The 15,682-nt window shown below is 64.9% G+C and carries 17 protein-coding genes; 15 read left to right on the forward strand and 2 right to left on the reverse strand.

Translation table 11 applies throughout. The features are described from left to right. Positions 1-85 precede the first annotated feature (85 nt). From ASV56_RS08685 to ASV56_RS08720, 8 genes are all read left to right on the forward strand, one after another. The gene (locus tag ASV56_RS08685; RefSeq protein ID WP_062561619.1) at positions 86-1,108 is read left to right on the forward strand and encodes a TAXI family TRAP transporter solute-binding subunit; all 1,023 of its coding nucleotides are present in this window, start codon (positions 86-88) and stop codon (positions 1,106-1,108) included. 410 nt (positions 1,109-1,518) lie between these two features. Next, complete coding sequence (locus ASV56_RS08690; RefSeq protein ID WP_062561620.1) at positions 1,519-1,965, forward strand: CopD family protein; 447 nt, start codon at positions 1,519-1,521, stop codon at positions 1,963-1,965. Between the two features lie 122 nt (positions 1,966-2,087). Then, on the forward strand, positions 2,088-3,359 hold the full coding sequence (gene rho, locus ASV56_RS08695; RefSeq protein WP_062561621.1) for a transcription termination factor Rho: 1,272 nt from the start codon (positions 2,088-2,090) through the stop codon (positions 3,357-3,359). A gap of 16 nt (positions 3,360-3,375) precedes the next feature. Continuing rightward, the gene (gene mnmE, locus ASV56_RS08700; RefSeq protein ID WP_062561622.1) at positions 3,376-4,632 is read left to right on the forward strand and encodes a tRNA uridine-5-carboxymethylaminomethyl(34) synthesis GTPase MnmE; all 1,257 of its coding nucleotides are present in this window, start codon (positions 3,376-3,378) and stop codon (positions 4,630-4,632) included. 8 nt (positions 4,633-4,640) lie between these two features. Next, a complete protein-coding gene (mnmG, locus tag ASV56_RS08705) occupies positions 4,641-6,500 on the forward strand; it encodes a tRNA uridine-5-carboxymethylaminomethyl(34) synthesis enzyme MnmG (RefSeq protein WP_062561623.1) in 1,860 nt (619 codons plus the stop codon). After that, positions 6,497-7,078 carry a 16S rRNA (guanine(527)-N(7))-methyltransferase RsmG gene (gene rsmG, locus ASV56_RS22690; RefSeq protein ID WP_082724770.1) on the forward strand — a complete coding sequence of 194 codons (582 nt, stop codon included), beginning with the start codon at positions 6,497-6,499 and terminating at the stop codon, positions 7,076-7,078. Before mnmG ends, rsmG begins: the two co-directional genes overlap by 4 nt. Next, positions 7,071-7,847, forward strand: a complete 777-nt coding sequence (locus ASV56_RS08715; RefSeq protein ID WP_062561625.1) for a ParA family protein — start codon at positions 7,071-7,073, stop codon at positions 7,845-7,847. Before rsmG ends, ASV56_RS08715 begins: the two co-directional genes overlap by 8 nt. A 9-nt stretch (positions 7,848-7,856) precedes the next feature. Continuing rightward, the gene (locus ASV56_RS08720; RefSeq protein ID WP_062561626.1) at positions 7,857-8,732 is read left to right on the forward strand and encodes a ParB/RepB/Spo0J family partition protein; all 876 of its coding nucleotides are present in this window, start codon (positions 7,857-7,859) and stop codon (positions 8,730-8,732) included. Between the two features lie 85 nt (positions 8,733-8,817). Here ASV56_RS08720 and ASV56_RS08725 read toward each other — a convergent pair whose 3' ends face one another. Then, positions 8,818-9,360 carry a nucleotide exchange factor GrpE gene (locus tag ASV56_RS08725; RefSeq protein WP_026155228.1) on the reverse strand — a complete coding sequence of 181 codons (543 nt, stop codon included), beginning with the start codon at positions 9,358-9,360 and terminating at the stop codon, positions 8,818-8,820. A 5-nt stretch (positions 9,361-9,365) separates the two neighbouring features. Continuing rightward, positions 9,366-10,421: a heat-inducible transcriptional repressor HrcA gene (gene hrcA / locus ASV56_RS08730; protein WP_062561627.1), complete on the reverse strand. Its 1,056-nt coding sequence runs from the start codon at positions 10,419-10,421 to the stop codon at positions 9,366-9,368. An 83-nt stretch (positions 10,422-10,504) separates the two neighbouring features. On the opposite strand from hrcA, the gene rph reads away from it, so the two are divergent. From rph to ASV56_RS08765, 7 genes are all read left to right on the forward strand, one after another. Then, positions 10,505-11,218, forward strand: a complete 714-nt coding sequence (rph, locus tag ASV56_RS08735) for a ribonuclease PH (RefSeq protein ID WP_062561628.1) — start codon at positions 10,505-10,507, stop codon at positions 11,216-11,218. Next, positions 11,215-11,820, forward strand: coding sequence for an RdgB/HAM1 family non-canonical purine NTP pyrophosphatase (gene rdgB / locus ASV56_RS08740; protein WP_062561629.1), 606 nt, complete (start codon positions 11,215-11,217; stop codon positions 11,818-11,820). The genes rph and rdgB overlap by 4 nt, the downstream gene beginning before the upstream one ends. Next, positions 11,813-12,187 (forward strand): RidA family protein, encoded by a 375-nt coding sequence (locus ASV56_RS08745; RefSeq protein ID WP_062561630.1) that lies wholly within the window; start codon positions 11,813-11,815, stop codon positions 12,185-12,187. The genes rdgB and ASV56_RS08745 overlap by 8 nt, the downstream gene beginning before the upstream one ends. Continuing rightward, positions 12,184-13,377, forward strand: a complete 1,194-nt coding sequence (gene hemW, locus ASV56_RS08750; protein WP_062561631.1) for a radical SAM family heme chaperone HemW — start codon at positions 12,184-12,186, stop codon at positions 13,375-13,377. The genes ASV56_RS08745 and hemW overlap by 4 nt, the downstream gene beginning before the upstream one ends. A 1-nt stretch (position 13,378) precedes the next feature. Beyond that, on the forward strand, positions 13,379-13,732 hold the full coding sequence (locus tag ASV56_RS08755) for a YbaN family protein (protein ID WP_017999011.1): 354 nt from the start codon (positions 13,379-13,381) through the stop codon (positions 13,730-13,732). Positions 13,733-13,823: 91 nt separating this feature from the next. Next, positions 13,824-14,408, forward strand: a complete 585-nt coding sequence (gene gfa, locus ASV56_RS08760; RefSeq protein ID WP_062561632.1) for an S-(hydroxymethyl)glutathione synthase — start codon at positions 13,824-13,826, stop codon at positions 14,406-14,408. A 112-nt stretch (positions 14,409-14,520) separates the two neighbouring features. Then, positions 14,521-15,648: an S-(hydroxymethyl)glutathione dehydrogenase/class III alcohol dehydrogenase gene (locus ASV56_RS08765; protein WP_062561633.1), complete on the forward strand. Its 1,128-nt coding sequence runs from the start codon at positions 14,521-14,523 to the stop codon at positions 15,646-15,648. Positions 15,649-15,682 lie beyond the last annotated feature (34 nt).

Consider the following 15,682-nt stretch of genomic DNA (forward strand, 5'->3'; position numbering starts at 1 on the left):
CGCCGAAAGCCGCCGCGGGCCGGGTTGCCAGCCCCGGCGGCGCGGCGCAAGCTTGGCGCAGGGATCCGGGCGAAGAGGGCGGGCCATGCGGCGCAGGACTGGGTTGGGAATCGTCGCCGCGCTGGCGCTGCTTCTGGCCGGCAATGCGCTGGCGCAGCAGGCGGCCGACAACCCGGGGCCCTCGTTCTTTCGCATCGGCACCGGTAGCACGGCGGGCACCTATTATCCCATCGGCGGTTTGCTGGCCCAAGCGATTTCGGCGCCGCCGGGAGCAAGGGCCTGCGCCGAGCCGGGCGAATGCGGCGTGCCGGGGCTGGTCGCCTCGGCCCTGGCCTCGACCGGATCGGTGGCGAATGCCGAGGCGGTGCAGGGCGGGGCGCTGGAATCGGGCTTCGTCCAGGGCGACGTCGCCGCCTGGGCCTATTCCGGCGGCGGGATCTGGCAGGACAGGCCCAAGGCCGACAAGCTGCGCGCCATCGCCAATCTATACCCCGAGGCCATCCATCTGGTGGTGCGCGACGGCGCGCAGATCGAATCGGTCGCCGACCTGCGCGGCAAGCGGGTATCGCTGGACGAGCCCGGCTCGGGCACGCTGGTCGATGCCCGAGCCATCCTGGCCGGGGCCGGGCTGTCCGAACGGGACATTTCACCCCTCTATTTGACGCTGGACGAGGCCGGCGCGGCAATGCAGCAGGGCCAGCTTGACGCGCTGTTCTTCGTCGGCGGCTATCCGGCCGGCGCCATCGCGGAACTCGCCAGCCAGCAGCCGATCCGCATCCTGCCCATCGACGGCGCGCTGGCCCAGGGGCTGATGGGCGAGCACGGCTTCCTGGCCCGCGCCACGATCCCGGCCAGCACCTATGACGGACAGGACGCCGATGTCGCGACGATCAGCGTCGGCGCGCAGTGGATCACCTCGGCCGACCAGCCCGAGGCGCTGATCCACGACATCACCCGGGCGCTGTGGAGCGCGCGCAGCCGCCGGCTGCTGGACGCCGGCCACGCCCGGGGGCGCGACATCGCGCCCGATCGTGCATTGCAAGGCATCGGCATCCCGCTGCATCCCGGCGCCGCGCGCTATTACCGCGAAGCCGGCCTGCTGAAGTGAAGGCCCGCGCGGGCGGTTCGGCATAACCCTGTGGATAAGCCGCCGCGACTCACCCGGCATGGATTGTGGAGATCCGGCCTGCCCGCGCCGGCCTGTGCATGACCCCGCCGCGGCCCGCGTGAACGAAACGGGTTTGTCCCCATGTAGAAAACCCGCCGGATCGCCGTCAACAGTCTGTGGACAAGAAAATCTTTCACAAATTTATCCACAGAGGTCTTTGTCACAATATGCTGATTTCACTTCGGTAATTTCTTAACGAATGGTTAACGGGATTTTTCTCCCCAACCGGCTGCGGCTGGGGAGATCTGCCGTGGAACAGCGCAATCCCGTCATCCACAGGCCCAACAACAACATCATCTTTCTTTATCTTCTTTCTTTTTTGTTAGAGGAGATGGCCTCGGAGGTGCCCGATGACCGATTTCCTGTCCCTCGCTTACCCTTGGGTGAAGGCGCTGCATGTCATGGCGGTGATTTCCTGGATGGCCGGGCTGTTCTACCTGCCCAGGCTGTTCGTCTATCACGTGGAACGCGGCCAGAACGGCGCCGAGCCGGGGCAATCCTTTGCGATCATGGAGCAGAAGCTGCTGCGGATGATCATGAACCCGGCGATGGTGGTCAGCTGGCTGGCCGGGCTGGCGCTGGTCATGACGCCCGGCATCGTGGATTGGAGCATGGTCTGGCCCTGGACCAAGGCGGCGGGCGTGCTGGGGATGACCTGGTTTCACATGTGGCTGTCCGGGCAGCGCAGGGCGCTGTTGTCCGGGCGCGGGCTGAGCGGGCGCCGCTACCGGATGATGAACGAAGTGCCGACGCTGCTGATGGCGCTGATCGTGCTCTCGGTGATCGTGAAGTTCTGAAGAATTGACTCGCGGCCGCTTTCTGCCTATGTGAGCCCTGTCCGCCGTCCGGCGGAATCTTTCCAGACACAGTTTTTCGCGCGGCCCGGTCCGACCCCGGCACTTGCGCGCATAGGCGAGACATGACCGAAGAACGTCTTAACCTGTCCGATCTCAAGGCCAAGAGCCCGGCCGACCTGCTGTCGATGGCCGAGGAGTGGGAGATCGAGAACGCCTCGACCATGCGCAAGGGCGAGATGATGTTCTCGATCCTCAAGGAGCATGCCGAGGAAGGTTACGACATCGGCGGCGACGGCGTGCTGGAAGTGGTCCAGGACGGTTTCGGCTTCCTGCGCTCGACCGAGGCGAACTATCTGCCCGGCCCCGACGATATCTATGTCAGCCCCGACATGATCCGCCAGCATGCGCTGCGCACCGGCGACACCGTCGAGGGCGTGATCCGTGCGCCGGGCGAGAACGAGCGTTACTTCGCCCTGACCAAGGTCGAGCGGATCAATTTCGAGGATCCGGAAAAGGCGCGCCACAAGGTCGCCTTTGACAACCTGACGCCGCTTTATCCGAATGAGCGGCTGAAGATGGAAATCGAGGATCCGACGATCAAGGATCGCTCGGCCCGGATCATCGACCTGGTGGCGCCGATCGGCAAGGGCCAGCGCTCGCTGATCGTGGCGCCACCGCGCACCGGCAAGACCGTGCTGCTGCAGAACATCGCGCATTCGATCGCCAACAATCATCCCGAATGCTACCTGATCGTGCTGCTGATCGACGAGCGGCCGGAAGAAGTGACTGACATGCAGCGCTCGGTCAAGGGCGAGGTGGTTTCCTCGACCTTTGACGAGCCGGCCAGCCGGCACGTCGCCGTGTCCGAGATGGTGATCGAAAAGGCCAAGCGGCTGGTCGAGCACAAGCGAGATGTGGTGATCCTGCTGGATTCGATCACAAGACTTGGTAGAGCCTTCAATACCGTGGTGCCCAGCTCGGGCAAGGTCCTGACCGGCGGCGTCGACGCCAACGCCTTGCAGCGCCCGAAGCGGTTCTTCGGCGCGGCGCGGAATATCGAGGAGGGCGGCTCGCTGACCATCATCGCCACGGCGCTGATCGACACCGGCTCGCGCATGGACGAGGTGATCTTCGAGGAATTCAAGGGCACCGGCAACAGCGAGATCGTGCTGGACCGCAAGGTCGCCGACAAGCGCGTGTTCCCGGCCATGGACATCCTGAAATCCGGCACCCGGAAAGAGGAACTCCTGGTCGATTCCAAGGACTTGCAGAAGACTTACCTGCTGCGCCGCATCCTGAACCCGATGGGCACCACCGATGCGATCGAGTTCCTGATCTCGAAGCTGAAGCAGACCAAGACCAACGGCGAATTCTTCGATTCGATGAACGCCTGACGGCGCGGAGGATGCGGTGGACACGATCTTTGCCGAGGCAACGCCTCCTGGCCGGGGGGGCGTTTCCGTTGTTCGTCTGAGCGGTCCGCAGGCGCGGTCCGCGGTGGAATCGCTTGCCGGTCCGCTGGCGCAACCGCGCCTGGCCGTTGTGCGGCCATTGCGGGATGGCGACGATCTGATCGATCGCGCCCTGGTGATCTGGTTTGCCGAGGGCCACAGCTTCACCGGTGAAGAAGTCGCGGAACTGCATCTGCATGGCGCACCGGTCATTGCAAGCCGATTGACCGAGGCCCTGCTGCAACGCGGCCTCCGGCGCGCTGACCCGGGCGAGTTCACGCGTCGGGCCTTCCTGAACGGACGGATGGATCTGGCCGAGGCCGAAGGCCTGGCGGACCTGCTTTCCGCCGAAACAGAAGCACAACGCCGCCTGGCCATGCGCGCCACCGAGGGCGAGTTGAGCGAAAAGGCGGATAGCCTGCGAGCCAGCCTGATTCGCGCCGGCGCCCTGGTCGAGGCCAGCATCGACTTTGCCGATGAGGAAGTTCCCGACGAAATACCCGGCGAGGTGTTTCAGATCGTCGAAGCGGTCCAGGCGGAAATCCGACACATGCTGGCTCGCTATCCCGCAACCGAGCGCTTGCGGCAGGGCTATGAAGTGGCGATCATCGGGCCTCCGAATGCCGGAAAATCGACGCTGCTCAACCGGATCGGGCAAAGAGACGTCGCGCTGGTTTCGGATATTGCCGGAACGACGCGCGATATTCTTGAACTGCGCACCGACCTTCGTGGCCTGCCGGTCACATTTCTGGACACCGCGGGACTTCGCGAAAGCCAAGACGTCATAGAGGCCATGGGAATTTCCCGCGCCAGAGCTCGCGCCGAGGCCTCGGACCTGCGCATCCATCTTTCGCCGGAAGGAATGCCGAGCGAACCTTGGGGGCCGGACGACATTGTGGTGCGTTCCAAGAGCGATCTTTCACAAGCCGAGGGGCTGTCAGTCTCTGCGGCTACCGGGCAGGGGGTCGCAGAACTTCTCGACCTGGTCTATGATCGGTTGCGAATCCGGGCGGCCGATTCCGGCCTGATCAGCCACAAGCGTCAGGCGGAGGCGCTGGAGCGTGCTCATGAAGCGCTTCAGTTGCCCATGCGATCGCCTGAGTTTGTTGCCGAATCGCTTCGCCAGGCCATTCAAGCTCTGGCCGCGATGGTCGGCCGGATTGGCGCGGAAGAATATCTGGACGAGATTTTCAGCTCGTTCTGCATCGGAAAGTAGGGTTTCACGTGAAACAATTCGATGTCGTGGTGATTGGTGGCGGCCATGCCGGAGTCGAAGCTGCCATGGCTTCGGCCCGCATGGGCGCGGAAACAGCCCTGGTTACGCTGCGCCTGGAAGATCTTGGCACAATGTCTTGCAATCCGGCGATCGGCGGCTTGGGCAAAGGTCATCTGGTGCGTGAAGTGGACGCGCTGGATGGCGTCATGGGCCGACTCGCTGATGCTGCCGGAATCCAGTTTCGCTTGCTGAACCGACGCAAGGGGCCGGCTGTCCAAGGGCCGCGTGCCCAGGCGGATCGCCAGCTCTACCGTTCCGCCGCCCAAGCGGCCGTGCTCTCGCAGCCCAATCTTGCCCTTGTTCCGGGCGAGGCGGCCGAGTTGCTGCACGAGAACGGTAAGATCCACGGTGTCCGGCTCAGCGATGGCAGTGAACTCGCCGCGCAGCAAGTGGTGCTGACGACGGGAACATTCCTGAACGGGCTTATCCATATCGGAGATGTAACACGCCAAGCAGGCCGCTGGGGCGATCCGGCCTCGCAATCCCTTGCCGCCTCGCTTCGTCCGTTGAACTTGCCCGTAGGGCGGCTGAAGACGGGCACGCCACCAAGGCTCGAACGGCGCAGCATCGACTGGGGTATCCTCGAGCAACAGCCTGGCGATGACGAGCCGGTCGTCTTCTCCTATTTGAACAGCGGCCCGCAGGTGCGGCAGATCAGTTGCTCGATTACGCATACCAATGCCACGACGCATCGGATTATACAGGATAATCTAAGCCGCTCCGCGATGTATGGCGGTCGGATCGACGGGGTCGGGCCGCGCTATTGCCCTTCGATCGAGGACAAGGTCGTTCGCTTCGCCGACAAGGAGTCTCACCAGATTTTCCTGGAGCCTGAGGGTTTGGACAGTGATCTCGTCTATCCCAACGGCATTTCAACCTCGTTACCAGAAGAAGTCCAGCTGGCTTATGTCCGTTCCATTCGGGGGCTTGAAGAGGCAGTCATCGCGCAACCCGGTTACGCGGTCGAATATGATTACGTCGACCCTCGCGCCTTGACGCCGACTTTGCAAGTCAAATCCCTGGCCGGCCTGTTCCTGGCAGGACAGATCAACGGCACGACGGGATATGAGGAAGCCGCGGCGCAGGGGTTGGTCGCCGGGTTGAATGCGGCTCTGCGTGCGCAAGGCCGGCCGGCCCAGGTTTTCAGCCGTTCACAAAGCTACATCGGCGTCATGATCGACGATCTGGTGACACGCGGGGTCAGCGAACCCTATCGCATGTTTACGTCCCGCGCCGAGTTCAGGCTCTCCCTGCGTGCGGACAATGCCGACCAGCGCCTTACGCCGTTGGGACTGGAGATCGGATGTGTTGGGCACGTTCGACGCGAAGCCTTCACCGATAAGATGCGGCGGTATTCTGCGGCGCGAGCCCGCGCCGAAGCGGTCAGCTTCACACCCACCGAATTGGCGCGATTTGGCTTGGACGTCCGGCATGATGGGGTCCGGCGTAGCGTGTTTGCCTTGCTCGCCCAGCAGGAGTTCTCCGCAGAGCAGGTTTTGCAGCTGGATGAACAGCTTGCGCAGGAGGGCCAGGGTATTCTTGTCCAATTGGCCACTGACGCGCTGTATCAGCAATATACGCAGCGGCAGGAGCGGGACGCAGAGATGCTTCGGAGGGAAGAGGCTGTACGCATCCCCGACAGCTTTGATTACGCCTCGGTTTCCGGGCTTTCCAACGAACTTAAGGCGAAGCTGCAACGTTTCCGCCCGCAAACCTTGGCGGCAGCAGGACAGATCGAGGGGATGACGCCGGCCGCCTTGACGCTCATCCTGGCCTTGATCCGGGCCGAGCAGCGGCGCAGTGCATGATTGTTTCACGTGAAACAGAGCGCCTGGAGGCGTTCGCGGGACTGCTCAGAAAGTGGAACCCGGCAATCAATCTTATTGCGCCGAGCACGGTGGATCAGCTCGAATCCAGACACATCGCCGATGCGCTTCAGCTTGCGCGTCTTGCGCAGCCCACACCCGACCTATGGCTGGATCTCGGATCGGGTGGCGGCCTGCCAGGTTTGGTCATTGCCATTGCGCATCCCCAGATTCCAGTGCGGCTGCTTGAGAGCGATCAACGGAAAGCGGCATTTTTGCGCAACGCGATTCGAGAACTGGCGCTTCAGAATGCTGACGTGATCTGTCGGCGCATCGAAATGGCCGACAGGCAGAATGCCGCGAATATCAGCGCGCGGGCGCTTGCCCCGCTGCCCCAGCTCATGGCATATGTGGATCGACATCTTTCGCCAGAGGGGACGGCTTGGCTGATGAAGGGCCGGAATTGGCAGAAAGAGGTCGCTGAAGCTCGCAAAGCTTGGAGTTTCGACATGAAGGCGCATCAAAGCAGCACTGATCCAGATGCTGCCATTCTGGAGATCACGGGAATCCGCCATGTCTGAAGCTCGCATCGTCGCGGTGGCAAACCAGAAGGGTGGGGTCGGCAAGACCACCACCGCGATCAACCTGGGGGCTGCTTTGGCCGAGCAGGGCCAACGGGTGATTATCATTGATCTTGACCCGCAAGGAAATGCCTCGACCGGTCTTGGCGTTCCGTTGGAAGAGCGCCAGACCAATGCCTATGATCTGCTGTCCGGCGAGCAGGATCTGGCGCAGACGCTGCAGGACACGGATATCAACAATCTGCGCATCGTGCCGTCGAACCATGATCTCGCCTCGGCTGATTTCCAGCTGTCCAGCCGCCCGGGCCGCACCCAGCTTCTGCGCCGGAAACTGTCGCAAGCCACTGGATTCGATTACATTCTCATCGATTGCCCGCCGGCGCTGGGCCTGCTGACCGTGAACGCCATGGTGGCCGCCGACAGCGTTTTGGTGCCCCTGCAGGCCGAGTTCTACGCATTGGAGGGTCTATCGCAGCTGCTGATGACCGTGCGCGAAGTCAGGCAAGCCGCCAATCCTGATCTGCGGATCGAGGGCATCTTGCTGACCATGTCGGACAGCCGCAACAACCTCTCCCAGCAGGTCGAGGCGGACGCCCGCAGCACGCTTTCTGGCCTGGTCTACCGGACCGTCATTCCGCGGAACGTGCGCCTGTCCGAGGCGCCGTCGCATGCCATGCCGGTGCTGCAATACGATCCGCATTCCAAGGGCAGCGCCGCCTATCGCGAGCTCGCCAAGGAATTTCTGTCTCGTCAACTCGCCACGGCCTAAGGGGGGATCATGTCCGATCATAAACTGGAAAAGCGCGGGCTTGGTCGCGGCCTGTCGGCGCTGATGGCGGATGTCGATCTGATCCCCTCGGAACGCCCGGCGCCGCGGCAGGTGATTCCGGTCGAGCAGCTGACGCCCAATCCGGACCAGCCGCGCCGCAGCTTTGCGCCGGAGGCCCTGCAGGAGCTGGCGGATTCGCTCAAGGCGCGGGGCATGTTGCAGCCCTTGATCGTGCGGCCGCATCCGACCGATCAGGGTCTTTACCAGATCGTCGCCGGAGAGCGGCGTTGGCGTGCCGCCCAGATCGCGCAGTTGCATGAGGTTCCGGCCATCGTGCGCGACTTCAGCGATACCGAGGTGCTGGAGGTGGCGATCGTCGAGAATATCCAGCGCGCCGACCTGAATGCGATCGAGGAGGCGGCCTCTTATCGCCAGCTCATGGAGCGTTTCGGCCACACGCAGGAAAAGCTGGGCGAAGCGCTGAACAAGAGCCGCAGCCACATCGCCAACCTGCTGCGCTTGCTGAACCTGCCGGAACAGGTGCAGGCCTGGCTCAAGGAGGGCAAGCTGACTGCGGGCCACGCTCGCGCCCTGATCACTGCGCCGAATGCGGTCGAACTGGCGCGCAAGGTGATCGAGAAGAACCTCTCGGTGCGCGAGACCGAGGAACTCGTTCGCCGCCAAGCCGAGGGCACGGCCGCGAGACCCAAAGCGGCCAAGCCAGAAAAGGATGCCGATACCCGCGCGCTGGAGGGCGATCTTTCCGCGCATCTCAAGATGAAGGTGGCGATCAACCATGCCGGCAGCGAGGGCGGGCAATTGGTCATCACCTATCGCGACCTGGATCAGCTGGATCGTCTGTGTCAGGTGCTTGCCGGCAACTGAACCACATTTTGTATTTTGGCGCCGAGCCAATACAAGATAACAAAAAAACCCCGGAGAAATCCGAAGTTTTCCTGTTTCAGCGATCTCAGCTTGCCGGTGTCGAGCTGACCCCGACCTTGGCCGGCCTCAGCAGCCGATCATGCAGCATGAAGCCATTGTCCATGACCTGGATGATGCTGCCCGCCACCGTGCCGGGCACCGGCGCCTCGAACATCGCCTCGTGCTGCTGCGGGTCGAACTTGTCGCCCACGGCCGGGGTGATGACATGGATGCCGTGCTTGGCAAAGACGTTGTTCAACTCGCGCAGCGTCAGTTCGACGCCCTCGATCAGCGCGGCAGCGGCGGCGCGTTGCTCGTCGCCGGCGGCGTCCAGGGCGCGGCTCAGCGCGTCATGCACCGGCAGCAGGTCGCGGGCCAGGCGCGAGCCGCCATATTGCTCGGCATCGCGGCGCTCCTTGTCGGCGCGCTTGCGGGCGTTTTCGGCATCGGCCAGCGCGCGCATGAAACGGTCGCGATATTCGTCCCGTTCGGCCACCAGCGCCTCGACATCGGGCGAGGGCACCTCATCGCTCAGCGGGTCAACGAAATCCTCGTCCAGCGGGCTGCCGTTCGGGTTGTCCTTGGTCATGTCCTTCATCCTTTCCGGCCAGAGATCATCCGGCCGACAAGCTGCGCAGTGTAATCGACGATCGGCACGATCCGGCCATAGTTCAGCCGCGTGGGCCCGATGACGCCGACCGCACCGACAATTTTTCGGTCAGCATTCATATAGGGCGAAACCACCAGAGAGGAACCGGAAAGTGAAAAAAGCTTGTTCTCGGAGCCGATGAAAATCCGCACCCCCTCGCCATGTTCGGCCAGTTCCAGGAATTCGGCGATGTCGCGCTTGCGTTCCAGGTCGTCGAACAGCGAGCGCACCCGGTCCAGGTCCACCGCCTCGTCCTCCAGCAGGTTGGCGCGGCCGCGCACGATCAGCCGCGCGTCCGACCCGTCGCCGTCCCACATCGCCAACCCATGCGCGATCATCTGCGCCGCCATCAGGTCCAGCTTCTGCCGGCTCGCCTCGATTTCCTGGGCGATGCCGCGGCGCAGGTCGGCCAGCGTGCGGCCCTCGGCGACGGCGTTCAGGAAATTCGCCGCCTCGCGCATCGAGCTGGCGGTATGGCCGGGCGGGGGGGTAAAGACCCGGTTCTCGACCCGGCCGTCGGCAAAGACCAGCACCACCAGCGCGCGGTCCGGCGCCAGGCTGACGAATTCGATATGGCGCACCGGCGCCTCTTGCTTCGGCATCAGCACCAGCGAGGCGCCATGCGTCAGCGCCGACAGCGCCGTGCTGACCCGGTCCAGCATGGCGCCGGTGTCGCCGCTGTCCTGGCCCAGGGTTTCCTCGATCATCTCGCGGTCGGTGGTCGAGACCGGGCCGGCCTCCATCAACCCGTCCACGAACAGCCGCAGTCCGAGCTGCGTCGGCATGCGCCCGGCCGAGACATGCGGATGGTCCAGCAGGCCCAGATATTCCAGGTCCTGCATCACGTTGCGGATCGTCGCGGCGCTGACCTTTTCGGTCATATCGCGGGTCAGGGTGCGCGAGCCGACCGGCTCGCCGGTGGCCAGATAGGATTCGACCACGCGGCGAAACACCTCGCGCGAACGGTCGTTCAGGTCGGAAAGCTGGGCGGTTTCTGGCATCGGCGGCGGTCGGGCGTTCTCGGGTTGCGGTTGGGGGGCTCTGGCCTGTATTTGAACAGCAAAACCCCCGAAAGGAATGACGGATGCGCCCCTCTGGCCGGAATTTAAGTGATATGCGACCGATTTCAATCGAAACCGGGGTGATGCGGCACGCCGAGGGCTCCTGCCTGATCTCTTGCGGCGATACCAAGGTGTTGTGCTCGGCCAGCATCGAGGAAAAGGCGCCGCCCTTCCTGAAGGGTTCGGGGCAGGGCTGGGTCACGGCCGAATACGGCATGCTGCCGCGCGCCACCAACAGCCGCAACCGGCGCGAGGCCGCCTCGGGCAAGCAATCCGGCCGCACCCAGGAAATCCAGCGCCTGATCGGCCGCGCCCTGCGCGCCGGCGTCGACCGACGTGCCCTGGGCGAGCGGCAGATCGTCATCGACTGCGACGTGATCCAGGCCGATGGCGGCACGCGCTGCGCCTCGATCACCGGCGGCTGGGTGGCGCTGCGGCTGGCGGTGAACCGGCTGTTGAAGGCCAATATCATCACCACCGACCCGATCCTGGACCATGTCGCGGCGGTGTCCTGCGGCATCTATGCCGGCCAGCCGATCCTGGACCTGGACTATGCCGAGGACAGCGAGGCCGGCACCGACGGCAACTTCATCCTGACCGGCGCCGGCCGGCTGATCGAGGTGCAGATGTCGGCCGAGGGCGCCACCTTCTCGCGCCCCGAGATGAACCAGCTGCTCGACCTGGCCGAAGCCGGCATCGCCGCGCTGGTCGAGGCGCAAAAGGCCGCCGTGGCATGAAGGCCTTCACGGAAAAGAAGCTGCTGGTCGCCACCCACAACGCCGGCAAGCTGGACGAAATCCGCGCCATGATGGCGCCGCATGGCATCGCGGTCACCAGCGCCGGCGAAATGGGCCTGCCCGAGCCGGCCGAGACCGAGTCGAGCTTCATCGGCAATGCCCGCATCAAGGCCCGCGCCGCCATGCAGGCGACCGGGCTGCCGGTGCTGGCCGATGACAGCGGCATCACCGTCGATGGCCTCGATGGCGCGCCCGGCGTCTATACCGCCGATTGGGCGGAAACCCCGAACGGCCGCGACTTCCTGCAGGCCATGACCCGCACCTGGCGCGAGCTGGACGAACGCAATGTCCCCGAACCGCGCACCGCGCAGTTCCGCGCCACGCTGATCCTGCTATGGCCGGACGGGCATGAGGAGATCTTCGAGGGCATCGCCCCCGGCCATCTGGTCTGGCCGCCGCGCGGTCCGCACGGCCACGGCTACGACCCGATCTTCGTCCCCGACGGCCACACCCGCACCTTTGCCGAGATGCCGGCCGAGGAAAAGAACCGCATCAGCCATCGCGCCGACGCCTTCCGCAAGCTGGAGGCGGCTTTTGCGTAGGATCTCGACCGGCTCGCCCTTCGAGACCGCCTTCGGCTACAGCCGCGCGGTGGTGAAGGGACCGTGGTGCTTCGTCTCGGGCACCACGGGCTACGACTATGCCGCCATGGCGATGCCCGACAGCCCGGCCGAGCAGGCCCGCAACGCCTTTGCCACCATCTTCGCCACCCTGGCCGAGGCCGGTTTCGTGCCCGAGGACATCGTGCGCGTGCAATACACCATCACCGACACCGCCTTCCTGGACGAGGTGGTGCCGGTCTTGGGCGAGGCGATGAAACATGCGTTACCCGCCGCCACCATGGTTGTCGCCGGGCTCATCCGACCCGAAATGAAGATCGAGATCGAAGTCACCGCATACCGGGAATGACCGCCACGGCCGCAGCCCTCGCCACGGACCCGAACCTCACCGACGATTGGCGGGCAGGGGGGTTTGCGCTTTACGTCCATTGGCCCTTCTGCGCCGCGAAATGCCCCTATTGCGACTTCAACAGCCATGTCACGGCCAGCATCGACCAAAGCCGCTGGCTGGCCGCCTATCGGTCCGAAATCGCCCGGCTGGGCCGGGAGACCGCGGGCCGGGTGCTGAACAGCATCTTCTTCGGCGGCGGCACGCCCAGCCTGATGGCGCCCGAAACCGTGGCCGGGGTGATCGAGGCCGCCCGCGCCGCCTGGCCCTTCGCCAACGACATCGAGATCACGCTGGAAGCCAACCCGACCAGCGTCGAAACCGGCCGCTTCCGCGCCTATGCCGACGCCGGGGTGAACCGGGTCTCGATGGGCGTGCAGGCGCTGAACGACGACGACCTGCGCCGGCTCGGCCGGATGCATTCGGTGGCCGAGGCCCGCGCCGCCTTCGACATCGCCCGCGACTGCTTTGCGCGGGTCAGCTTCGACCTGATCTATGCCCGCCAGGACCAGGACCGCGCGCATTGGCGCCGCGAACTGTCGCAGGCGCTGTCGATGGCGGTCGATCACCTCTCGGCCTATCAGCTGACCATCGAGCCCGGCACCGCCTTCGGCGCCCGCCATGCCAGGGGCGGGCTCAAGGGCCTGCCGGACGACGATCTTTCCGCCGACATGTATCTCGACACGCAGGAGATCTGCGCCGCAGCGGGGATGCCGGCCTATGAGATCTCGAACCACGCCCGGCCGGGTGCCGAAAGCCGGCACAACCTGGTTTACTGGCGCCAGGGCGACTGGGCGGCGGTGGGGCCGGGCGCGCATGGTCGCCTGACGCTGGGCAATGGCCGCTGGGCGACCGAGGCGCATCGGGCACCGGGCGAATGGCTGGCGGCGGTGGAAGCGCGCGGCAATGGCGACAGCCTGCGCGATGTGTTGACGCTGTCCGACCGGGCCGTCGAATACCTGCTGATGGCGATGCGGCTGGCCGAGGGGATGGAGATCCCGCGCTATCTCGCCCATGGCGCGCGGCTGCCGCAGCGGCAGCTTGCGGATCTGATCGGGCTCGGTCTCGTTACCCATCGGGGCGTCCGGCTGGCCGCGACGGCGACCGGCCGCCCCGTCCTGAATGGTATCCTGCGCGAACTGGCGGAGTAAGATGCGTTTCCTGTTGCTTGCCCTGGGCTGGCTGTCCCTGACCGTGGGGGTGATCGGGGCCTTCCTGCCGGTCATGCCGACGGTGCCCTTCCTGCTGATCGCGGTCTGGGCCTTTGCGCAATCCTCGCCCCGGATCAGCGCGCGCATCATGCGCAACCCGACCTTCGGCCCGCAGATCCGCGCCTGGCGCAAGAACGGCACCATCGGCCGGCGCGCCAAGATCTGGGCCGTCGCCGCCATGGCCTGCGGCGTCGGCTGGGCGCTGTGGCTGGGGCTCGACCCGCGGCTGATCGCGGTGCAGGCGCTGTGCTGCACCGCCGTCGGCGCCTGGCTGGTGACGCGGCCCGAGCCGTAAGCCGCCAAGGCTTACAACCTTTTGCCCACTTGCCGCAAATCCGCCCCGGCGCCAACCTGCCGCTGAAGAAGGTTCATCGGAGGAGGGGACCATGGCAGACACATCCGGGGTGAAGATTCATCCGGCCGTCGACAACGGCATCAAACCGGCAAAGCCCGGCTTTTCGGGCGGAGAGCTGCACTGCAAATGTGCCAGCAATCCGGTGCGGGTCAAGGTGAACGCCCAGACCGCGCATAACCACGTCTGCGGCTGCACCAAGTGCTGGAAGCCGGACGGCGCGATCTTCTCGCAGGTCGCCGTGGTCGGCCGCGACGCCATCGAGGTGGTCTCGGGCGCGGAAAAGCTGGAAATCGTCAACAAGGACGCGCCGATCCAGCGCTATCGCTGCAAGGATTGCGGCGTCCACATGTATGGCCGGATCGAGAACAAGGACCATCCGTTCTATGGCCTCGACTTCGTCCATACCGAGCTCTCGGATCAGGACGGCTGGGCCGAGCCGCAATTCGCGGCCTTCGTCAGTTCGGTGATCGAATCGGGCGTCGATCCCTCGCGCATGGACGGCATCCGCGCCCGGCTGCGCGAGCTGGGGCTGGAGCCCTATGACGCGCTGTCGCCGCCCTTGATGGATGCCATCGCGACGCATATCGCCAAGCGTTCGGGCGCATTGCCGGCTTGACCGGGACCGCCTGACAGGAAACAGCTTCGGGGCCGGTCCGCCGGCCCCTATGCCATGAGAAGACCCGAAGAAAGACCAGGCCCATCCCGGCCATACGCAAGGAGAGCAAGTCATGAGAACACGCGCCGCCGTCGCCCTCGAGGCCGGGAAGCCGCTGGAGGTCATGGAGGTCAACCTGGAAGGCCCCAAGGCCGGCGAGGTTCTGGTCGAGATCAAGGCCACCGGCATCTGCCACACCGACGATTTCACCCGCTCGGGCGCCGACCCCGAGGGGCTGTTCCCCTCGATCCTGGGCCATGAGGGTGCCGGCGTGGTGGTCGAGGTCGGCCCCGGCGTGACCACGGTGAAGCCCGGCGACCACGTGATCCCGCTCTATACCCCGGAATGCCGCCAGTGCCCGTCCTGCCTGTCGCGCAAGACCAACCTCTGCACCGCGATCCGCAATACCCAAGGCCAGGGCTTGATGCCCGACGGCACCAGCCGCTTCAGCATGCTCGACGGCACGCCGATCCATCACTACATGGGCTGCTCGACCTTCTCGAACTACACCGTGCTGCCGGAAATCGCGGTGGCCAAGGTGCGCGAGGACGCGCCCTTCGACAAGATCTGCTATATCGGCTGCGGCGTGACCACCGGCATCGGCGCGGTGATCTATACCGCCAAGGTGGAGATCGGCGCCAAGGCGGTGGTCTTCGGCCTGGGCGGCATCGGTCTGAACGTGATCCAGGGCCTGCGCCTGGCCGGTGCCGACATGATCATCGGCGTCGACCTGAACGACGGGAAAAAGGAAATGGCCGAGAAATTCGGCATGACCCATTTCATCAACCCGAAGAACTGCGACAACGTGGTGCAGGAAATCGTCAACCTGACCAAGACGCCCTTTGACCAGATCGGCGGCGCCGACTACAGCTTCGACTGCACCGGCAATGTCAATGTCATGCGCCAGGCGCTGGAATGCACCCACCGCGGCTGGGGCCAGTCCATCGTGATCGGCGTGGCGCCGGCCGGGGCCGAGATCAGCACCCGCCCGTTCCAGCTGGTCACCGGCCGGGTCTGGAAGGGCTCGGCCTTCGGCGGTGCGCGCGGCCGGACCGACGTGCCGAAGATCGTCGACTGGTACATGGACGGCAAGATCCAGATCGACCCGATGATCACCCATACGCTGAAGCTCGACGACATCAACAAGGGCTTCGACCTGATGCACTCGGGCGAGTCGATCCGCGCGGTCGTCCTTTACTGATCCGTAACGGCTGCTTAGTTAAAAGGACGGCGGG

Origin of the sequence: Paracoccus aminovorans (assembly GCF_001546115.1) — a bacterium.
Taxonomy (GTDB): Bacteria; Pseudomonadota; Alphaproteobacteria; order Rhodobacterales; family Rhodobacteraceae; genus Paracoccus; species Paracoccus aminovorans_B.